Source organism: Ruegeria sp. BHSC276 (assembly GCF_059612945.1).
This window is the reverse complement of sequence record NZ_JBXWRP010000004.1, coordinates 340,298-356,663: the sequence shown is the minus strand read 5'-3', so window position 1 is coordinate 356,663 and position 16,366 is coordinate 340,298. Positions and strand designations below refer to the sequence as shown.

Below are 16,366 nucleotides of genomic sequence, written 5' to 3'. Positions count from 1 at the left end.
ATCCGTCAGGTGCCGTACCGCGCCATGAACATCTCGACCGCGTTCCTGGCCACTTCGTCGATTTCCTCGTCCGAGAACCGGGTCTGGATCCCCAAGGCCGCCAGCGTCCACAGGCGCACCTTGCACAGTTCGGCGAATTGTTCGGCGGCAAAATGCACGTCATCAATCGCCAGTTCGCCCTTGGCCACGGCTTTTTCCAGGTATTCGGCCATCTGGCGCTGGCCGTTGGCGGGGCCTGCCTCGTAGAACGCCTTGCCCAGTTCGGGAAACCGGTCGCGCTCGGCCACGCAGATGCGGAACACCTGCTGCGCGAAATCCGACACCAGAAACCGGGTCAGATGGGTTGCCGTGATCATCAACGCCTCGCGCACGGGCTTGGTCTCATCGATCATGGCCAACACGTTTTCAGCCATACGGCAGCACTCGGTCTGCGCCACCTCGGAAAACAGAAGCCGCTTGTCGGGGAAATAGCTGTAGAGCGTGGCCTTCGATACGCCCGCCGCGCGTGCGATGTCATCGACGCTGGCGCCTTCGAACCCGTCCGCCATGAAAACCTCACGGGCGCCTTTCAGAACCTGGTCGAATTTCCGTCCGGTACGCACGATGGTGGCGGCTTGGGTCATGGTGTCTCCTTGGCTGGGTGGTGCTGCAAATCTATAAACCGTACAGTTCAGTTTCAACGGTTTTCGACAAGGGTTGAATGCCCGATCGCACCGGATATATTAGAACCATTCTAAAAATGGGGCAGAGATGCGGTTTTTCACCCAACGCAAACACTTCAAGGATCTGACCGAGCAGGAAATCCTCGCGCTTGCGATTTCGTCCGAAGAGGACGACGCGCGAATCTATCGGTCCTATGCGGAAATGCTGCGCCAGGACTATCCGGCGACGGCGAAGATCTTCGACGGCATGGCCGCCGAAGAGGACGAGCACCGCCGTCGCCTGATCGCGTTGCATGAAAAGCGATTCGGCCCGGTCATTCCCCTGATCCGTCGCGAACACGTCGCCGGGTTCTATGCCCGCCGCCCCATATGGCTGGTCGAGAACCTCGGTATCGAGCGCATCCGCGAAGAGGCCGAGATGATGGAGCGCGACGCCGAGCGGTTCTATCTGGCCGCCGCCGCGCGCACGACCGACGCCGCGACCCGTCAGTTGCTGGGCGATCTGGCGGCGGCCGAGGCCGGGCATCAGGCCACGGCAAACGAATTGGAACAGGCCCATCTGGGCCATGACGAGAAAGAGGCCGAGAAGGCCATCGCGCATCGGCAATTCATTCTGACCTGGGTGCAGCCGGGGCTGGCGGGGCTGATGGACGGATCGGTGTCGACCCTGGCGCCAATCTTTGCCACCGCCTTTGCCACCCATGATCCGTGGACGACCTTTCTGGTGGGTCTTGCCGCCTCGGTCGGGGCGGGCATCTCGATGGGCTTCACCGAGGCCGCCTCGGACGATGGCGAGTTGTCGGGCCGTGGCTCGCCGGTCAAGCGCGGGCTGGCCTCGGGGGTGATGACCACGCTGGGCGGGCTGGGCCATGCCCTGCCCTATCTGATTCCGGACTTCTGGACCGCGACGATCATCGCCTTCTTCATCGTGTTCGTCGAATTGTGGGCCATCGCATGGATTCAGAACCGGTACATGGAAACGCCGTTCTTCCGTGCGGCCTTCCAAGTGGTTCTAGGCGGGGCGATGGTACTGGCGGCGGGGATATTGATCGGCAGCGGGTGACACGCGACTTGCGAAGCGGTCAAATCATGTTACCACTTCGCCCATGGTCGATATCTTTCTGCGCACCCTGCCCTTCTTTGCGATCATCGGCCTGGGATACTGGGCCGGGCGAAGCCGGTTCTTCACCGAGGACGCCACGGCCTATCTGACCAAGTTCGTGTTCTACTTCGCGCTGTCGGCGATGCTGTTCCGCTTTGCCGCCACGCTGCCCTTTGCCGAAATCTTCAATGCGCGGCTGATGCTGGGCTATCTGATAGGCACGGCGGGCGTTTACGCGCTGGCGACGCTGGTGGCCTGGCTGCGCGGGCTCGACATCCCCACCGCGGCGGTCGAAGCGCAATGCGCGGCCATCGGCAATGTGGGCTTTCTGGGTCTGCCGATGCTGGCCATGCTGTTTTCCGAGGCCGCCATCGGGCCGGTCATGCTGGTTCTGACGGTCGATCTGGTGGTGTTTTCCTCGCTGATCGTGATCCTGATCAATGGCGGGCGGGATGGTCGGCTGAGCGTCGGGACATTGCGATTGATCGGGCTCGGTTTGCTGAAGAACCCCATGATCGTCTCGATCTCGGCCGGGTTGATCTGGTCGGCCCTGCAGATGCCGGTGCCGGCCCCATTGAACGATTTTCTGACCATTCTGGGCGGCGCCGCCACGCCGGGCGCGCTGTTCGCCATCGGCGCCTCGCTGGCCACCAAATCGGCCGAGCGGGTTCAAATCGCGTTATGGCTCAGCGTTTGCAAACTGGCCGTGCATCCGGCCTGTGTGGCCGTGGTGCTGCTGTGGCTGCTGCCGACCGATCCTTTTGCCGCCGCCGTGGCCATTTCCGCTGCCGCCCTGCCCGTGGCCGGGAACGTCTACATGCTGGCAGCGCACTACGGGGTGGCGCCGCACCGGGCCTCGGCGGCAATCTTCTTGTCGACCCTGGTCAGCATTTTGACCATTCCCTTGGTGATCGCCTGGGTCGGGACCCCCTGAAGCAGGACAAAAAAGCCGCGTTCCCGGCCCGCTGCACTTTACGCGGCGTCCCTTGCCCGTTAGCCATGGCGCAAAGCCAACGTAAGGATGATGCCAGATGGAAACCCTTTCCGAAAACGCCTGTTTCGGTGGCGTGCAGGGTGTGTACCGCCACGCCTCAGCGGCGTGCCAGTGCGACATGACTTTTGGCCTGTTCCTACCGGCCGAGGCCAAGGACGGCCCGGTTCCGGTCCTGTGGTATCTGTCGGGCCTGACCTGCACCCATGAAAACGCGATGGTCAAGGCGGGCGCGCAGGGCTGGGCCGCAGAACAGGGCATCGCACTGGTCTTCCCCGACACCTCGCCGCGCGGCGAGGGGGTCGCCGACCACGAGGATTACGATCTGGGCCAGGGTGCCGGGTTCTATGTGAACGCCACCCAGACCCCCTGGGCCCCGCATTTCAACATGTGGGGCTATGTGGCCGAAGAGTTGCCCGCGCTGCTGGTCGAAAACTTCGCCATAGACGGCGACCGCCAGGCCATCACCGGACATTCCATGGGCGGCCACGGCGCGCTGACGCTGGCGATGAACCTGCCGGGCCGGTTTCGGTCGGTCTCGGCCTTCGCGCCGATCTCGAACCCCACGGCCAGCGACTGGGGCCGCAAGCAGTTGAGCGCCTATCTGGGCGACGACCCGGCCGCCTGGGCCAAACATGACGCGGCGCTGATGATGAAGGAAAAGGGCTTTGACGGCCCAATCCTGATCGACACCGGCACCCACGACCAGTTCATCGACCTGCTGCGCCCCGAGGCCCTGGCCCAAGCCATCGCCGAACGCCGTCAACAGGCGACGGTCCGGCTGCAGCCGGGCTATGATCATTCCTACTTTTTCGTGTCCACCTTCATGGAGGACCACGTCACCTTCCACGCCGAAGCCCTGTACGGAGACTAAGGGATGAGCGAATACGACTATGATCTGATCATCATCGGCTCGGGCCCATCGGGCCGCGCGGCGGCGATTCAGGCGGGCAAGCTGAAACGCAAGGTTCTGGTGGTTGACCGTCGTGACCGTTTGGGCGGCGTGTCGGTTCACACGGGCACGATCCCGTCGAAGACACTCCGCGAAACGGTACTGAACCTGTCTGGCTGGCGCGAGCGCAGCTTTTACGGCCGTTCGTACCGGGTCAAGGACCAGATCCGCGCCGAGGACCTCAAGGCCCGGCTGCACATGACGTTGGACTACGAGGTTGACGTGCTGGAACACCAGTTCAACCGCAACCACGTTGAAACCATGGACGGCGTGGCCCGTTTTGTCGGCCCGCACGAGATCGAGGTCACCGCCGATGCGGGCGACACCACCCGCCTGACGGCCGCGAAATTCCTGATCGCCACCGGCACCAAGACCTATCGCCCCGATTACGTGCCCTTCAACGGCAAGACCATCGTTGATGGCGACGAGTTCCTGGAAATGGCCGAGATCCCGCGCTCGCTCTGCGTGATCGGCGCAGGCGTCATCGGGGTGGAATACGCCACGATGTTCTCGGCGCTCGACGTGCGGGTGACGTTGATCGAACCGCGCGAGACCTTCCTGGATTTCATCGACAAGACCCTCATCCAAGAATTCACCCACCAGATCCGCGAAAACGGGGTGGACCTGCGCCTGGGCTCGGCCGTGGAGAAGATCGAGGACGCCGGCAAGCATGTCGAGGTCACCATGGCCAATGGCCGCCATGTCCGGGCCGAGATGCTGCTGTTTGCGGCGGGCCGCATGGGCAACACCTCAGCGCTGAACCTCGAAGCGGTTGGAATCGAGACCGATCACCGCAACCGCATTTCGGTCGACCGCAAGACCTATCAGACCTCGGTGCCGCATATCTATGCCACCGGTGACGTGATCGGCCATCCCTCGCTGGCCTCGACCTCGATGCAGCAGGGCCGCGTGGCCGCATGCCACGCGCTGGACACCCCCACCCTGCCCGAAAGCCCGTGGTTCCCCTATGGCATCTACTCGGTGCCCGAAATCTCGACCTGCGGCATGTCCGAGGAAGAGCTGCAGGAACGCGGCATTCCCTACGAGGTGGGCGTCGCCCGATTCCGCGAAACCTCGCGCGGGCATATCATGGGGCTCGAGCACGGGATGCTGAAGATGCTGTTCTCGCTGAAAACCCGCCGGGTGCTGGGCGTGCAGATCGTCGGCGAGGGCGCGACCGAGCTGATCCACATCGCCCAAGCGGTGCTGAACCTGAAGGGCACGGTGGACTATTTCGTGCAGAACACCTTCAACTATCCGACCCTGGCCGAGGCCTACAAGATCGCCGGGCTCGACGCCTTCAACCGGATGCCGATCCCGGACGAGTTCAAGGTCCGCAAATCGGACACGCCCGAACCCGCAAAGTTGGCGCCCAAAAAGGCCAAGCAGGCGTGACGACCTTGTATGTCGATGGCGACGCCTGCCCGGTGAAGGCCGAGGCCGAGCGCGTCGCTACGCGGCACAAGGTGCCGATGGTCGTGGTTGCGAATGGCGGGCTGCGCCCGTCGGCCAACCCGCTGATTCAGATCGTCACCGTGGCGCAAGGCGCGGACGAGGCCGACAAGTGGATCGCCGAGCGGTGCGGCGCGGGCGACATCGTCATCACCTCGGACATCCCGTTGGCCGCCAAATGCGTCGAGGCCGGCGCGCGGGTGCTGCGCCCCAATGGCGAAGCCTTCACCGCCGCCAATATCGGCCAGCAACTGGCGATGCGCGATCTGATGGCGGATCTGCGCGCCGCCAACCCGCTGGGGGCCGGGGGCGGTGGCAAACCGTTTTCCAAAACCGACCGGTCGCGGTTTCTGGACGCACTCGAGCGCGAGATGCGCGCCGCCCTGCGCGGCTGAGTTTGGCCTTGCATCCCGCCCGGCGGGTTGGTTCAGTCGGCCGAAAGCGCAACACAAGCGAACAGGAAATCCCATGCCCGTAGAAGCGGTCGTTTTTGACATCGGCAACGTTCTGATCGAATGGCAGCCCGAGCGGTATTATGACCGCGTGATCGGCGAGGACCGGCGCCGCGAGATGTTCTCGGCCGTCGACCTGCACGAGATGAACGACCTGGTCGATCAGGGGCATCATTTCACCGAAACGATCTATGCCTGGGCCGAGAAACACCCAGAATGGCGCGACGAGATCCGCATGTGGCACGACAACTGGATCGAACTGGCCGCGCCCGAGATCCCGCATTCGGTCCGGCTGCAGCGCGCGCTGCGGGCCAAAGGCGTGCCGGTCTTTGCGCTGACCAATTTCGGGGTGCAGAATTTCGACTATGCCACCACCGTCTATCCGTTCCTGAACGAGTTCGACCGGCACTATGTCTCGGGGCGGATGAAGATGGTGAAACCGCATGTCCCGATCTACCAGATGGTCGAACAGGATTGCGGCCTGCCGCCCGAGACGCTGCTGTTCACGGACGACCGGATTGACAACATCGAAACCGCCCGTGGCCGTGGATGGCAGACCCACCATTTCAACGGCCCGCAGGGCTGGGCCGAAAGGCTGGTGGCCGAAGGTCTGCTGACCCCGGACGAGGCCGCCTGATCCTAGGCGGCCGCGGGCTGCGCGGGGCGGTTTTCGCGGATCGGCAGGTGCACGATCGCGCTGAAGGCGCCGACCGCGACCCCGATCCACCAGACGACGGTGTAATCGCCGTAGATGTCATACATCCGGCCGCCCAGCCACACGCCCAGGAAGCCTCCGATCTGATGGCTGAGGAACACCACGCCGTAAAGCGTGCCCATGTAACGCAGGCCGTAAAGATGCGCCACCAGCCCCGATGTCAGCGGCACCGTCGCCAGCCAAAGCGAGCCCATCACGATCGAGAACACGATCACCGACATGGGCGTGATCGGCAGCAGGATGAAAGCAGCGGCCGCGACGGTACGCGCCGAATAGATCGCAGCCAGCAGGTATTTCTTGGGGAAGTGGTTACCCGCCCACCCGGCCAACAGGGTGCCGCCGATATTGGCCAACCCGACCAGCGAGATCGCCACCGCCCCCAACGCCGAGGTGGTGGTGATGCCCATCGAATGCAGCACGCCACCGGGCTGGATCGGGCCGCACATCTCGGTCACGAAGGCCGGGAAATGCGCGGTGATGAAGGCCAGCTGATACCCGCAGCTGAAAAAACCCAGGAATATCAGCGCATAGGACGGATCGCGGAAGGCACGGCCCAGGATCTGGCCCATGCTTTCTTCCAATTCGGCCTTGCTGACCTGCGCGGGCGCGCGCATGAAAGGCAGCGTCAGCACAAGGGCCAGAATTGCAATGGCAAAGATGATGAACACCTGCTGCCAGGGCAGGAAGGTCAGCATCCATTCAGCCGTGGGCGCGCCGATCACCTGCCCGAAGCTGCCCGCCGCGGTCACGATCGCCAGCGACATCGAGCGGTTCTGGTCCGTCGAGGCCCGCCCGACCACCGCCAGCACGACGCCAAAGCCTGTGCCCGCGATACCGAAGCCCACCAGCCAGGCATAGAGTTGATGCCCGAAGGGCGTGACGGACCAGGCCGACAGGACCATCCCCGCCGCATAGGTCAGCGCACCAAGAATGATCGCCCGCCGGTCGCCAGTCTTCTCTGCGATGGCGGCAAAAATCGGCTGGCCGATGCCCCAGGCCAGGTTCTGGATCGCGATGGCCAGCGAGAAATCGGTGCGCAGCCAGCCGAACTCCTCGGCGATCGGAATCTGGAACACGCCGAACGAAGCGCGCACGGCAAAGCTGACCGTGATGATCACGCATCCGACGATCAGCACCGGGTTGAGCAGACGGGCGGTTGGGGTCATGGGGCCTCCGGGTTCAACCCGCCGACAGTATCCGCTTGGGCCCGCTCGTCAATTCAGGAGTTTTGCGGTCACGATAAACCAAAATTGATGCGTGCCGGAGGATGCCTTCTTTTCAACGGCGCGGGCGGGCGCTATGGCTCGGGCCATGACCGACATGATCTCGTTGTACGAGGCCCGCGTTGCCGATGGCACCCTGAATCGCGACGACGCGCAAGAGGCCGTTCTGCCTCAGTTCGAGCGTATCCGGGCAGCACTGGCCGCGCCGGTGAAACGCGGGCTGTTCCGCAAGGCACTGCCGGCGCCCAAGGGCTTGTACCTGTGGGGCGGGGTGGGGCGCGGCAAGTCCATGTTGATGGACATGTTCGTCGAAACGCTGGGCGATGTTCCGGCCCGGCGCGTCCATTTCCATGCCTTCATGCAGGAAATCCACGCCGGCATGCACCAGGCGCGCGAAACCGGCGTGCAGGATGCGCTGGCGCCGGTGGCGGCTTCGGTCGTGAAATCCGTGCGGCTGCTGGCCTTTGACGAGATGCAGATCACCGACATCACCGACGCGATGATCGTCGGGCGGCTGTTCGACCTGCTGCATGCGGGGGGCGTCGTCGTTGTGACCACCTCGAACCGTCATCCCGACGATCTGTACAAGGATGGCCTGAACCGGCAGCTGTTCCTGCCTTTCATCCACCACATCAAGCAGCAGCTCGAAGTGTGGGAGCTGACGTCGCCCACGGATTACCGGCAAAACCGGCTCGAAGGCTCGCCGGTCTATTTCACACCCATCGGACCCGAGGCGCGGGAGAAGATCCGGGCCGTATGGGCCGACCTGTCAGGTGGACCGGCCGAACCATTGACCCTGCACGTCAAGGGGCGCGAGGTGGTGTTGCCCGCGTTTCGCAATGGTGTGGCACGCGCCTCATTCTATGATCTGTGCGGTCGGATGCTGGGGCCGGGGGATTACCTGGCAGTTGCCGAGGCGGTCAAGGTGCTGGTGCTCGAGGACATTCCACGCCTGTCGCGCAACAATTTCAACGAGGCCAAGCGGTTCGTGACGCTGATCGACGCGCTGTACGAGGCGGAAGTGCGGTTGATCTGTTCCGCGGCGGCGGAGCCCGAGATGCTGTACGTCGAGGGCGAGGGAACGTTCGAGTTCGAGCGCACGGCTTCGCGTCTGCGGGAAATGCAAGACAAGGATTGGGGGAAATAGGGGCGCTGCCCCCGTCGCGGCGGGGCCGCGACTCCCCCGGGATATTTTCAGCCAGATGAAGCCTTAGCCGTTTTCGCGCAGGATGTTCCCCGCGAGATAGAGCGAGCCGCAGATCAAAACCCGGGCCTGTGGATCGCGGGCGGTGATCGCGGCCAGCGCCTCGGCCACGCTGTCGGCGGTGGTGGCGGGCAGGTTCACGGCAGTCGCGGCGGCGGCGGTTTCCGCGGCAGGGAGCGTATTGGCTTCGCCGGGGATGGACACGGCCGTCAGGGAGCTTGCCCTTTCGGCCAGAGGCGCGAGGTAGCCGGTTACGTCCTTGGTGTTGAGCATGCCGCAGATCAGGTGCGTCGGGCGCGGCGGCAGTTTGGCCAGGACATCCGCCAGCGCTTGCCCGGCGGCGGCGTTATGGCCGCCGTCTAGCCAGAGTTCGGCCCGGGGCGCCTGTTCCACCAGCGGGCCGGTCTTCAGGCGCTGCATCCGGGCCGGCCATTCGGCCCGGGTGACCGCTGCCTCGTAGGCCTCGTCGCCCAGGTCGAGGTGGCGCAGGACCGCCAGTGCGGCGCCGGCGTTCTGGATCTGGTGGGCACCCAGCAGGTTCGGCAGCGGCAGGTCGCGCAGCCCGGTTTCGTCCTGATAGATCAGGCGGCCATGTTCCTCGTGAGCGTGCCAGTGCTGTCCGTAAGCCAGAAGCGGTGCGCCGAGGCGGGCGGCAGTAGCCTCGATGACCTCCATCGCTTCGTCCGGCTGCGGGCCGACGATGCAGGGCACGCCACGTTTGATGATGCCGGCCTTTTCGGCGGCGATCTTGGCCAGCGTGTTGCCCAGGAACTGTTCGTGGTCGATCGAGACTGGGGTGATGACCGTGACGGCGGGATTTTCGATCACGTTGGTGGCGTCGAGCCGTCCGCCAAGCCCGACTTCGAGCAGCGTGTAGTCGGCGGGTACGCGGGAAAACGCCAGCAGGGCTGCGCAGGTGGTGATCTCGAAATAGGTGATGTTCTCGCCGCCATTCGCGGTGTAGCACTCATCCAGAACGGCGGTCAGGTCGGGCTCCGAGATCAGCTCGCCCGCCAAGCGGATGCGCTCGTGAAAGCGCGCCAAGTGCGGCGAGGTATAGGCATGGGCCGTCAGCCCGGCCCCTTCCAGCCCGGCGCGTATCATCGCCTGGGTCGAGCCCTTGCCGTTGGTGCCGGCGATGTGGATCACCGGCGGCAGCCTGTCCTGCGGGTTGCCCAAGGCCTCGAGCAGACGCCAGACGCGGTCCAGGGTCAGGTCGATGATCTTGGGGTGCAGCGCCATCATCCGGTCGAGGATGACGTCGGATGTGGGCGCGGTCATTTCTTGGGCTTGTCTTCGGCAGGCTTTGCCTGCGCATCGGGCTGTTCGGTTGCGCCCTCTTTCGGTGCGGGCAGATCGCCTTTGACCGCCGGGGGAAGCCCCATCAGCATCCGGGTGATCGTGATCAGCTCGTCCCGCAGCTCGGTCCGTTTGGTGACGCGGTCCAGCATGCCGTGATCCAGCAGGTATTCGGCGCGCTGGAAGCCTTCGGGCAGTTTCTCGCGGATCGTCTGCTCGATCACGCGGGGGCCGGCGAAACAGATCAACGCGTTCGGCTCGGCAATATGCACGTCACCCAGCATCGCGTAGGAGGCCGTCACGCCGCCGGTGGTGGGATGGGTCAGAACCACGATGTAGGGCAGGTCGGCTTCTTTCAGCATCTCTACCGCGACCGTGGTGCGCGGCATCTGCATCAGGCTGAGGATGCCCTCCTGCATCCGGGCGCCGCCGGCGGCGGAAAACAGGATCAGCGGGCGCTTGAGCTTTACCGCCTCTTGCGCGGCAGCGATGATGGCGTTGCCGACATACATCCCCATCGACCCGCCCATGAACGAGAAATCCTGCGCCGCGGCCACGATGGGGGTGCGGCCGATCTCGCCGGTGGCGACCAGCATCGCTTCTTTCTCGCCGGTCTTTTTCTGCGCCGCCTTCATGCGGTCGGGGTATTTCTTCTGATCGCGGAACTGCAGCGGGTCATCCTTGGGCGCGGGCACCGCGACCTCGGAGAAAATGCCACCGTCGAACAGATGCTTGAACCGTTCGCGCGGGGTGATCAGCATATGGTGTCCACACTGGGTACAGACATTCTGGTTGTCCGCCAGTTCGCGGTGGAACAGCATCGTTCCGCACTCGTCGCATTTGTGCCAGAGATTCTCGGGCACCTCACGGCGGGAGAAAATCGAGTTGATCCGGGGGCGGACGTAGTTCGTGATCCAGTTCATGTCGGAACCTTGCTGATGCGGGTTGCAGTCAAATAAGACGCTACGGAAGGAAATGCAATCAGCGCCTGAGCGCAAGTCGAGCCGTCAGCCACCCGACGATCATCACGCCGAAGTCGACAAACAGCCATTGCCGGAGAAACCCGGTATCGGACATGTCGAACGGCAGGTGAAACAACGCCAGCCCCCCAAGGCTGTCGGGCAGGGACACGATCAGCAATGCCGTGACATTGTTGGCGAAATGCAGGGCGATGGCCGGCCCCAAGGTTCCGGCGCGGGCGGTCAGATCGGCGCTGAGCACACCGAACACGCAGGCCCAGACCGCAACCAGCGCCGCGTTTTCGCCGGCGGCATTGGGCGCATAGTGGCCGGCCGCGAACAGAACCGCGGGAACGCCGATCCAGATCACGGGTGAACGAAACCGTGCCGCCAATGACTGTTGCAGGTAGCCGCGGAACAGAATCTCCTCGGCGCTGGTCTGGATCAGTACTGCGGCCAGAGACAGCGGCAGCAGACCCAGCCACAGACCGACCGGCAGGTTGGGTTCGAACGAAACGCCCATGCCATAGGGTGGCAGCAGGAACAGCACGACCCCCAGGACCAGCAGCGCGCGCAGAACGCGCCAGAACTGCGCCACCGCCTTGCGCCGGGGCCCGATGACGGACCACAGGCTGCGATTCTGGAACTGGCGGACGGCAAGCGCCACGGCCAGCGTGACAAAGCCGAAACTGAACAGCAGGATCAACACCGCCATCGGCGACGCGCCGCTTTGGAACCCGGCCACCTGGTCTGGCGGGGCCAGGCCGACCACGGCGGCGAACAGCACTAGGTTCAACGCGACGACGGTCGCGACCACCAGGGCCACCCCGCCGAACAGCCGCCACAAGGCCGCATGGGCGCGCACCGGGGCGACCAGCGCCTCGTGTGCCGCATAGGCGCGTGTCACTTCGCCGGGCTCGGTCATCCGCCAGCCCCGGTTTCGACCTCGGGGGGAAGCTCGATATTCGCCGCCAGGAACCGTTCGGATACCGAGGTCAGATAGCCCGCAACCGTTTCCAGCAGGCTGACCGCAACCGTGGGATCGCTTTCGATGACAGCCCTCAGTTCCTCGGCGCCGATGCGCAGGAACGAACAATCGGTCAGGGCGACAAGATCCAGTTGCCGAGGCGCGCCGGTAATGATCGACAGATCTCCAATCAGGCGGCCGGGCTCGACGGTCGAGATGCGGCGCTTTTCGCCGTCGGGCATCGACCATTCCAGGCTGGCCTGGCCGGACACGCACAGATAGGCCGCATCGGGCGTCTGCCCGCGCGAGAAGATGACCTGCCCGGCCGCCGCGTCGTACCATTTTGCCGAAAAGGCCAAGAGCCGCTGGTTGCGGCCATCCAGCCGTGAGAACAGTTCGGTGGCGGCAATCACCTTCAGCTTGCGGGTGAAGTCATCCGAAGCGCCTTCCTCGACCGGCAGGGCCGCCCGAGAAACCCCGTCAATGCGCCCGTCCTTGATCTCGAGATACAGGTCATAGGCCTCGGGGTGGGAAAAATGATCCTCCATAAAGATCATGATCGAATCGGGCAACAGCTGCCGCAGTTTCATACGGGTCTGATGCCGGCTTTCGGAATCGTGACTGGCCAGCACCTTATCCAGGATCAGAATATCCGGCCGCTTGATCGCGGCGCGGGAAAAGGCCGCCCTTTCCTGGAACACCGTCGGCAAGTTGGCCCCGCCCAGACCGGTGGACAGATCATAGATGATGGCCGCCAGCCGCCGTCGTAGCCCGGCCTCGTTCAACACCTCGGCGACCACGTCCTCGATGTCCCGGTCGTGACTACCCGCGGTCAGCGACACGCGGCCGTAGATGGCATTTTCCATCACCGTCAGGCGCGGGACGTAGACATCCGGCCCGACCTTGACGAACAGCCCGTCGAACGACTGGTGCAGGCTGTCGGCGTGGGTCTTGCGGATCTTCAGGATCTTGTCCTTGTATTCCTCGGGAAAGCTCGGCCCGATCTGTTCGGCCGTCAACATGAACGGCACCGTCAACAGCAAGGCCTTCTCGCCCTCCGACAGGCTGTCTTCGCCCTGGCTGCGGCGGCGCTCCTCGATGTCGAGCAGCCGGTGATACAGGTCCTTGGACAGCCCCAGGCGCAGGAACAGAGGATGATCGGCGCCTTCGCGGCCGAAGGTCTGGTTCAGCGTGTCCAGAACGGCGCTGGCGATGCTCAGCGCATCGCGATCCAGCTCATGCGCCCGAAGCATTTCCAGAAACCGGGCATCCCCGGCCAGTAGGTCTGCGGAAATGTCATTCAGAGGCGACGCAAACAACAGGTTTCCCCCCAGCGGAACCGCCGGGTTGAACTGGTCTGGGTCGAACCGAAAGATATATTTGTCCAGCCCCTTTTCCCTAAGCCGTTCGGCGACCTTGGGCCGCAGCCGGACAATTTCGTCGGCTAGGGCCGGATGCTGCCGGGGGTCGAACTGCGACCGCAGCGTGCGGCGCAGCATGAATTCGTCGATCCCCATCGCCTCGACCAATTGGAACCACCAATCCCGGATGTCTTCAACGCTGTCCAGACCCGCCAGGTTGGGATCAACCCAGTCATCGGACAGTGAATCGGGCAGATTGCCCGACCGGGCCGCTTCGATCGCGAAGCGCGATGGCACTTTGCCATCCTCGGTTTCGTACTGGGGATGCGTGCGCAGGGGCATCAGCAGGTTGTCGCCCAAGGTCCCGCTGAACAGGTAGGGCCGCGAATGCGCGTATCCGATCCGGGCGGCGATCACGGCCTGGTGCAGCTCGTCCAGCTTGTGTCCCGACAGGGTGACCTCGCCCTGGGCGGGCAAGACCTCACGCGTGAGCAGCTCGGCCAGGGCGCGCCGCTCAGATTCGTGCGAGGCCTTGATCGCCACACGCGCCTTGCTGGGAATGGTCAGGTCGATATCTTCCAGAACGATCTTTCCGTCCTCGTCCCGCACGGTGACGTTCTTCAGTTCGATGTCGCCATGCAGATGCGGGATGGCGTCGGGTTCACCTTCGAACAGCTCCTCGGGGATCATGTTGTCGGGGTTGAAGCGTTCGGTCACGACCTGCCAGCGCAGCGACATGTCCTGAACCTGGTTGTAATAGGTCAGAAGATCGCGCCAGGGGCCGCTGAGGTCCTTGTAGGCGCCCAGTGCCGCAACCAGCGCCCCCACCGTGACCTTGCCGGTGATCGCCAGATACCCGCCGATCGAATAGAACAGGAAGGGTGTGATCTGGGTGATCAAGTTGTTGAGGAATTTCATGAAGAACTTCTTGTTGTAGATCTTCACGCGAATCTCGAACAGGGTTCCCAGCCGATGGCTGAACTGGGCCAGCCGATACCGCCAGCCGCCATTCACCCGCAGATCGCTGATACCGGCTGCGGTCTCGCCGATCTCGGTGCTCAGGTGCCGGATTTCCTGGATGCGCTCCTTGTTCAACAAGTTGATCTGGCGCTGCAGGCGCGGGATCAGCCAGGCCTGCAACGGAATGAGCGCAATCGCGGCCAGCCCGAACCACACGCTCTGCATGAACAGGAAGGTCACGATGGTCATCATCTGGCCGAACTGGAAGACCGGCTGGGCGATGGCATCGCCCATCAGCCCGCCCAGCGGCTCGGCCTCGGCGGTGATCATCGACACCAGCTCGCCCTGGCTGGTCGAAGAGAAATAGGGTTTCGGAAACTTCAGCATCCGCCGGATCAGGGTGAACCTTAGGCGGCGCAACATGCGTTCGGCCACGATGCCCTTCATCGTGTTGATCCGCATCTTCATGATGCCGCCGGCGATCACCGTTCCCAGAAACGCAAGGCACAGGATCATAAGGTACTGAACTTGCGTCACCGTCACGCCGAAAAACGTCACCGTGTTGCCCGTGGCACCAATTGCGTCGTTGATGATCCGCTTGGGCAGCTCGAGTGAGGCGTAAAGGAATGGGAAGGAAATCACGGTCAGAAACAGAAGGATGAACTGCTGTTTCTTCGAATGCTTCCAAATAAATGCAAAGAGGGTGGGTTCCATGCCCGGCCTTGTCTTGAAGTTTTGGACTGCGGCCCGTTGCAAAGGTTCCACTGCGGCCGGGTGCCTGACGGTAAGCTTTGGCCGGAGCCATTTCAAGAACACCCGAAAAATTGTTCCGCCCACCCCGCGTCACCGCGAATTTTGCCGCACCCCGCACGAAGGCGGGTTTATCCTGCCCCGGCAAATCGACTAAAGAGGTGGCGTTTCTCGATGCAAGGGCTCATGCGCAAGCTTCTGACACGCTATTTCAACCGAAAGGTGCTGGACCGATGGCGCCGGGCGGCCGCGACCGCCGGCACGGCCAGCCTGCCGCAACTGCGCCAGCAGCGCGATCAGGCGCGCCTGCTGCGGTTCGAGCTCAATCGCCTGATTCATGAGGCTGACAGCCGCCTGATGCGGCCCCGGATCGGTTCACGACAATTCCCCAAACCGCTGGGCACAGACTGGTCGTGGCGACCCGACTTGTGGCGCGGGCCGATGCCCGGACGGGGCGTCTGTCCGGTCGCGCGGCAGGAGCGGCTGGATGAACAGACGACCATCTTCCACGATTGCCCGCAGGCCGAGATCGGCATGCGGCAGGTGCGCAACAGCGACGATCGCGATCTGGCCCCGTTCGGTCTGGCTCTGGATGTGTTCGATTTCCGCGGTTCGTTCCTGTCAGTGTCCGTCGAATTGCCGTCCGAGGCCCGGACTGCCCTCAGCCGCCAGCACATGTTCCGCGCCAGCGTCCAGTCGGAACAGGAGCGGCAGGCGCGGATGTTCGCGCGTCTGAATATCCAGCACGGCCCAAACACCGAACAGGTCCTTCGGGAACTGCCGCCCGGGTCCGAGGTTTCGACGGTGGATTTCGATCTGGCCCACCTGGAACTGAACGAACGTCGGGTCCAGAAAATCTGGTTGGATCTGATCCTTGACGGGCCGGCCATGAACCAGGTGGTCATTCGCGACCTGACCCTGTGCCGCTATCATCGCGCAGATCTGTGAAGGACACCGACATGACCCATGCAAAGCTTGTACCGATCCGGTTCGAAAACGCCCTCTGGGAGGGGCAACTGACCGCCGCATCGGAACCCCGGGTCGAGGCCCGGTATCTGGGCGAGGTGCTGCCGGGCGTCGAGGTCACTCCGAACGACGCGGGCTGGATGCTAAGGGTTCCCGTACCGCCGGCCCTGCTGTCGGACGGGGTGCATTGCGTCACCATCTGGGATTGCGAGCGCCAGTCGAAACTGGGCGACTTTTCGGTGATATCCGGGGCGCCGGCCTCGGGCGACATCCGGACCGAGCTTGAACTGCTGCGGGCCGAGTTGGACATGCTGAAACGCGTCGTGCGCAGAATGAACCAGGGTTAGCGCC

At 63.7% G+C, this 16,366-nt stretch carries 15 protein-coding genes; 9 read left to right on the top strand and 6 right to left on the bottom strand.

The genetic code is table 11. The features are described 5' to 3' along the window. Nucleotides 1–5 precede the first annotated feature (5 nt). A complete protein-coding gene (locus AC2FMD_RS08805) occupies nt 6–623 on the bottom strand; it encodes a TetR/AcrR family transcriptional regulator C-terminal domain-containing protein (protein ID WP_490362398.1) in 618 nt (205 codons plus the stop codon). Between the two features lie 127 nt (nt 624–750). Between AC2FMD_RS08805 and mbfA the strand changes: the two genes are divergently transcribed. The 6 genes from mbfA to AC2FMD_RS08775 all read left to right on the top strand — a co-directional run bounded on the left by mbfA (nt 751) and on the right by AC2FMD_RS08775 (nt 6,248). Next, on the top strand, nt 751–1,725 hold the full coding sequence (gene mbfA / locus AC2FMD_RS08800; RefSeq protein WP_496711967.1) for an iron exporter MbfA: 975 nt from the start codon (nt 751–753) through the stop codon (nt 1,723–1,725). A gap of 43 nt (nt 1,726–1,768) precedes the next feature. Beyond that, on the top strand, nt 1,769–2,698 hold the full coding sequence (locus AC2FMD_RS08795; RefSeq protein WP_496742546.1) for an AEC family transporter: 930 nt from the start codon (nt 1,769–1,771) through the stop codon (nt 2,696–2,698). Between the two features lie 97 nt (nt 2,699–2,795). Beyond that, nucleotides 2,796–3,629, top strand: a complete 834-nt coding sequence (gene fghA, locus AC2FMD_RS08790) for an S-formylglutathione hydrolase (protein WP_496742547.1) — start codon at nt 2,796–2,798, stop codon at nt 3,627–3,629. Between the two features lie 3 nt (nt 3,630–3,632). Next, on the top strand, nt 3,633–5,102 hold the full coding sequence (gene sthA, locus AC2FMD_RS08785) for a Si-specific NAD(P)(+) transhydrogenase (RefSeq protein WP_496684038.1): 1,470 nt from the start codon (nt 3,633–3,635) through the stop codon (nt 5,100–5,102). Then, the gene (locus AC2FMD_RS08780; RefSeq protein ID WP_496742548.1) at nt 5,099–5,554 is read left to right on the top strand and encodes a YaiI/YqxD family protein; all 456 of its coding nucleotides are present in this window, start codon (nt 5,099–5,101) and stop codon (nt 5,552–5,554) included. Before sthA ends, AC2FMD_RS08780 begins: the two co-directional genes overlap by 4 nt. Before the next feature lie 73 nt (nt 5,555–5,627). Next, nucleotides 5,628–6,248 (top strand): HAD family hydrolase, encoded by a 621-nt coding sequence (locus AC2FMD_RS08775; protein WP_496742549.1) that lies wholly within the window; start codon nt 5,628–5,630, stop codon nt 6,246–6,248. A 2-nt stretch (nt 6,249–6,250) separates the two neighbouring features. Here the strand turns inward: AC2FMD_RS08775 and AC2FMD_RS08770 are convergent, their stop codons facing one another. Then, nucleotides 6,251–7,492 carry an MFS transporter gene (locus tag AC2FMD_RS08770; protein ID WP_496742550.1) on the bottom strand — a complete coding sequence of 414 codons (1,242 nt, stop codon included), beginning with the start codon at nt 7,490–7,492 and terminating at the stop codon, nt 6,251–6,253. A 145-nt stretch (nt 7,493–7,637) separates the two neighbouring features. On the opposite strand from AC2FMD_RS08770, the gene zapE reads away from it, so the two are divergent. Beyond that, on the top strand, nt 7,638–8,696 hold the full coding sequence (gene zapE, locus AC2FMD_RS08765) for a cell division protein ZapE (protein ID WP_496711963.1): 1,059 nt from the start codon (nt 7,638–7,640) through the stop codon (nt 8,694–8,696). Between the two features lie 63 nt (nt 8,697–8,759). Here the strand turns inward: zapE and AC2FMD_RS08760 are convergent, their stop codons facing one another. From AC2FMD_RS08760 to AC2FMD_RS08745, 4 genes are read right to left on the bottom strand one after another with little or no spacing between them, the layout of a single operon-like run. Next, nucleotides 8,760–10,034, bottom strand: a complete 1,275-nt coding sequence (locus AC2FMD_RS08760; protein ID WP_496794932.1) for a bifunctional folylpolyglutamate synthase/dihydrofolate synthase — start codon at nt 10,032–10,034, stop codon at nt 8,760–8,762. Beyond that, nucleotides 10,031–10,975, bottom strand: coding sequence for an acetyl-CoA carboxylase, carboxyltransferase subunit beta (gene accD, locus AC2FMD_RS08755; protein WP_496684051.1), 945 nt, complete (start codon nt 10,973–10,975; stop codon nt 10,031–10,033). Before accD ends, AC2FMD_RS08760 begins: the two co-directional genes overlap by 4 nt. Before the next feature lie 58 nt (nt 10,976–11,033). Continuing rightward, nucleotides 11,034–11,936: a CPBP family intramembrane glutamic endopeptidase gene (locus tag AC2FMD_RS08750; RefSeq protein WP_496685483.1), complete on the bottom strand. Its 903-nt coding sequence runs from the start codon at nt 11,934–11,936 to the stop codon at nt 11,034–11,036. Beyond that, nucleotides 11,933–15,013, bottom strand: coding sequence for a cyclic nucleotide-binding domain-containing protein (locus tag AC2FMD_RS08745; RefSeq protein WP_496794931.1), 3,081 nt, complete (start codon nt 15,011–15,013; stop codon nt 11,933–11,935). Before AC2FMD_RS08745 ends, AC2FMD_RS08750 begins: the two co-directional genes overlap by 4 nt. A 222-nt stretch (nt 15,014–15,235) precedes the next feature. Here AC2FMD_RS08745 and AC2FMD_RS08740 point away from each other — a divergent pair, with 222 nt between their 5' ends. Further along, a complete protein-coding gene (locus AC2FMD_RS08740) occupies nt 15,236–15,997 on the top strand; it encodes a DUF6478 family protein (RefSeq protein ID WP_496742553.1) in 762 nt (253 codons plus the stop codon). An 11-nt stretch (nt 15,998–16,008) separates the two neighbouring features. Then, nucleotides 16,009–16,362 (top strand): hypothetical protein, encoded by a 354-nt coding sequence (locus AC2FMD_RS08735; RefSeq protein ID WP_496682653.1) that lies wholly within the window; start codon nt 16,009–16,011, stop codon nt 16,360–16,362. The last annotated feature ends 4 nt before the right edge of the window (nt 16,363–16,366 follow it).

Excerpts from the sequence above, each read along its gene's own strand:
- AC2FMD_RS08735 (WP_496682653.1), top strand. The coding sequence starts at position 16,009 with ATGACCCATGCAAAGCTTGTACCGATCCGGTTCGAAAACGCCCTCTGG.
- AC2FMD_RS08775 (WP_496742549.1), top strand. The coding sequence starts at position 5,628 with ATGCCCGTAGAAGCGGTCGTTTTTGACATCGGCAACGTTCTGATCGAA.
- accD (WP_496684051.1), bottom strand. The coding sequence starts at position 10,975 with ATGAACTGGATCACGAACTACGTCCGCCCCCGGATCAACTCGATTTTC.
- AC2FMD_RS08795 (WP_496742546.1), top strand. The coding sequence starts at position 1,769 with ATGGTCGATATCTTTCTGCGCACCCTGCCCTTCTTTGCGATCATCGGC.
- AC2FMD_RS08770 (WP_496742550.1), bottom strand. The coding sequence starts at position 7,492 with ATGACCCCAACCGCCCGTCTGCTCAACCCGGTGCTGATCGTCGGATGC.
- AC2FMD_RS08805 (WP_490362398.1), bottom strand. The coding sequence starts at position 623 with ATGACCCAAGCCGCCACCATCGTGCGTACCGGACGGAAATTCGACCAG.
- mbfA (WP_496711967.1), top strand. The coding sequence starts at position 751 with ATGCGGTTTTTCACCCAACGCAAACACTTCAAGGATCTGACCGAGCAG.
- AC2FMD_RS08745 (WP_496794931.1), bottom strand. The coding sequence starts at position 15,013 with ATGGAACCCACCCTCTTTGCATTTATTTGGAAGCATTCGAAGAAACAG.
- AC2FMD_RS08740 (WP_496742553.1), top strand. The coding sequence starts at position 15,236 with ATGCGCAAGCTTCTGACACGCTATTTCAACCGAAAGGTGCTGGACCGA.
- zapE (WP_496711963.1), top strand. The coding sequence starts at position 7,638 with ATGACCGACATGATCTCGTTGTACGAGGCCCGCGTTGCCGATGGCACC.
- fghA (WP_496742547.1), top strand. The coding sequence starts at position 2,796 with ATGGAAACCCTTTCCGAAAACGCCTGTTTCGGTGGCGTGCAGGGTGTG.
- sthA (WP_496684038.1), top strand. The coding sequence starts at position 3,633 with ATGAGCGAATACGACTATGATCTGATCATCATCGGCTCGGGCCCATCG.
- AC2FMD_RS08750 (WP_496685483.1), bottom strand. The coding sequence starts at position 11,936 with ATGACCGAGCCCGGCGAAGTGACACGCGCCTATGCGGCACACGAGGCG.
- AC2FMD_RS08760 (WP_496794932.1), bottom strand. The coding sequence starts at position 10,034 with ATGACCGCGCCCACATCCGACGTCATCCTCGACCGGATGATGGCGCTG.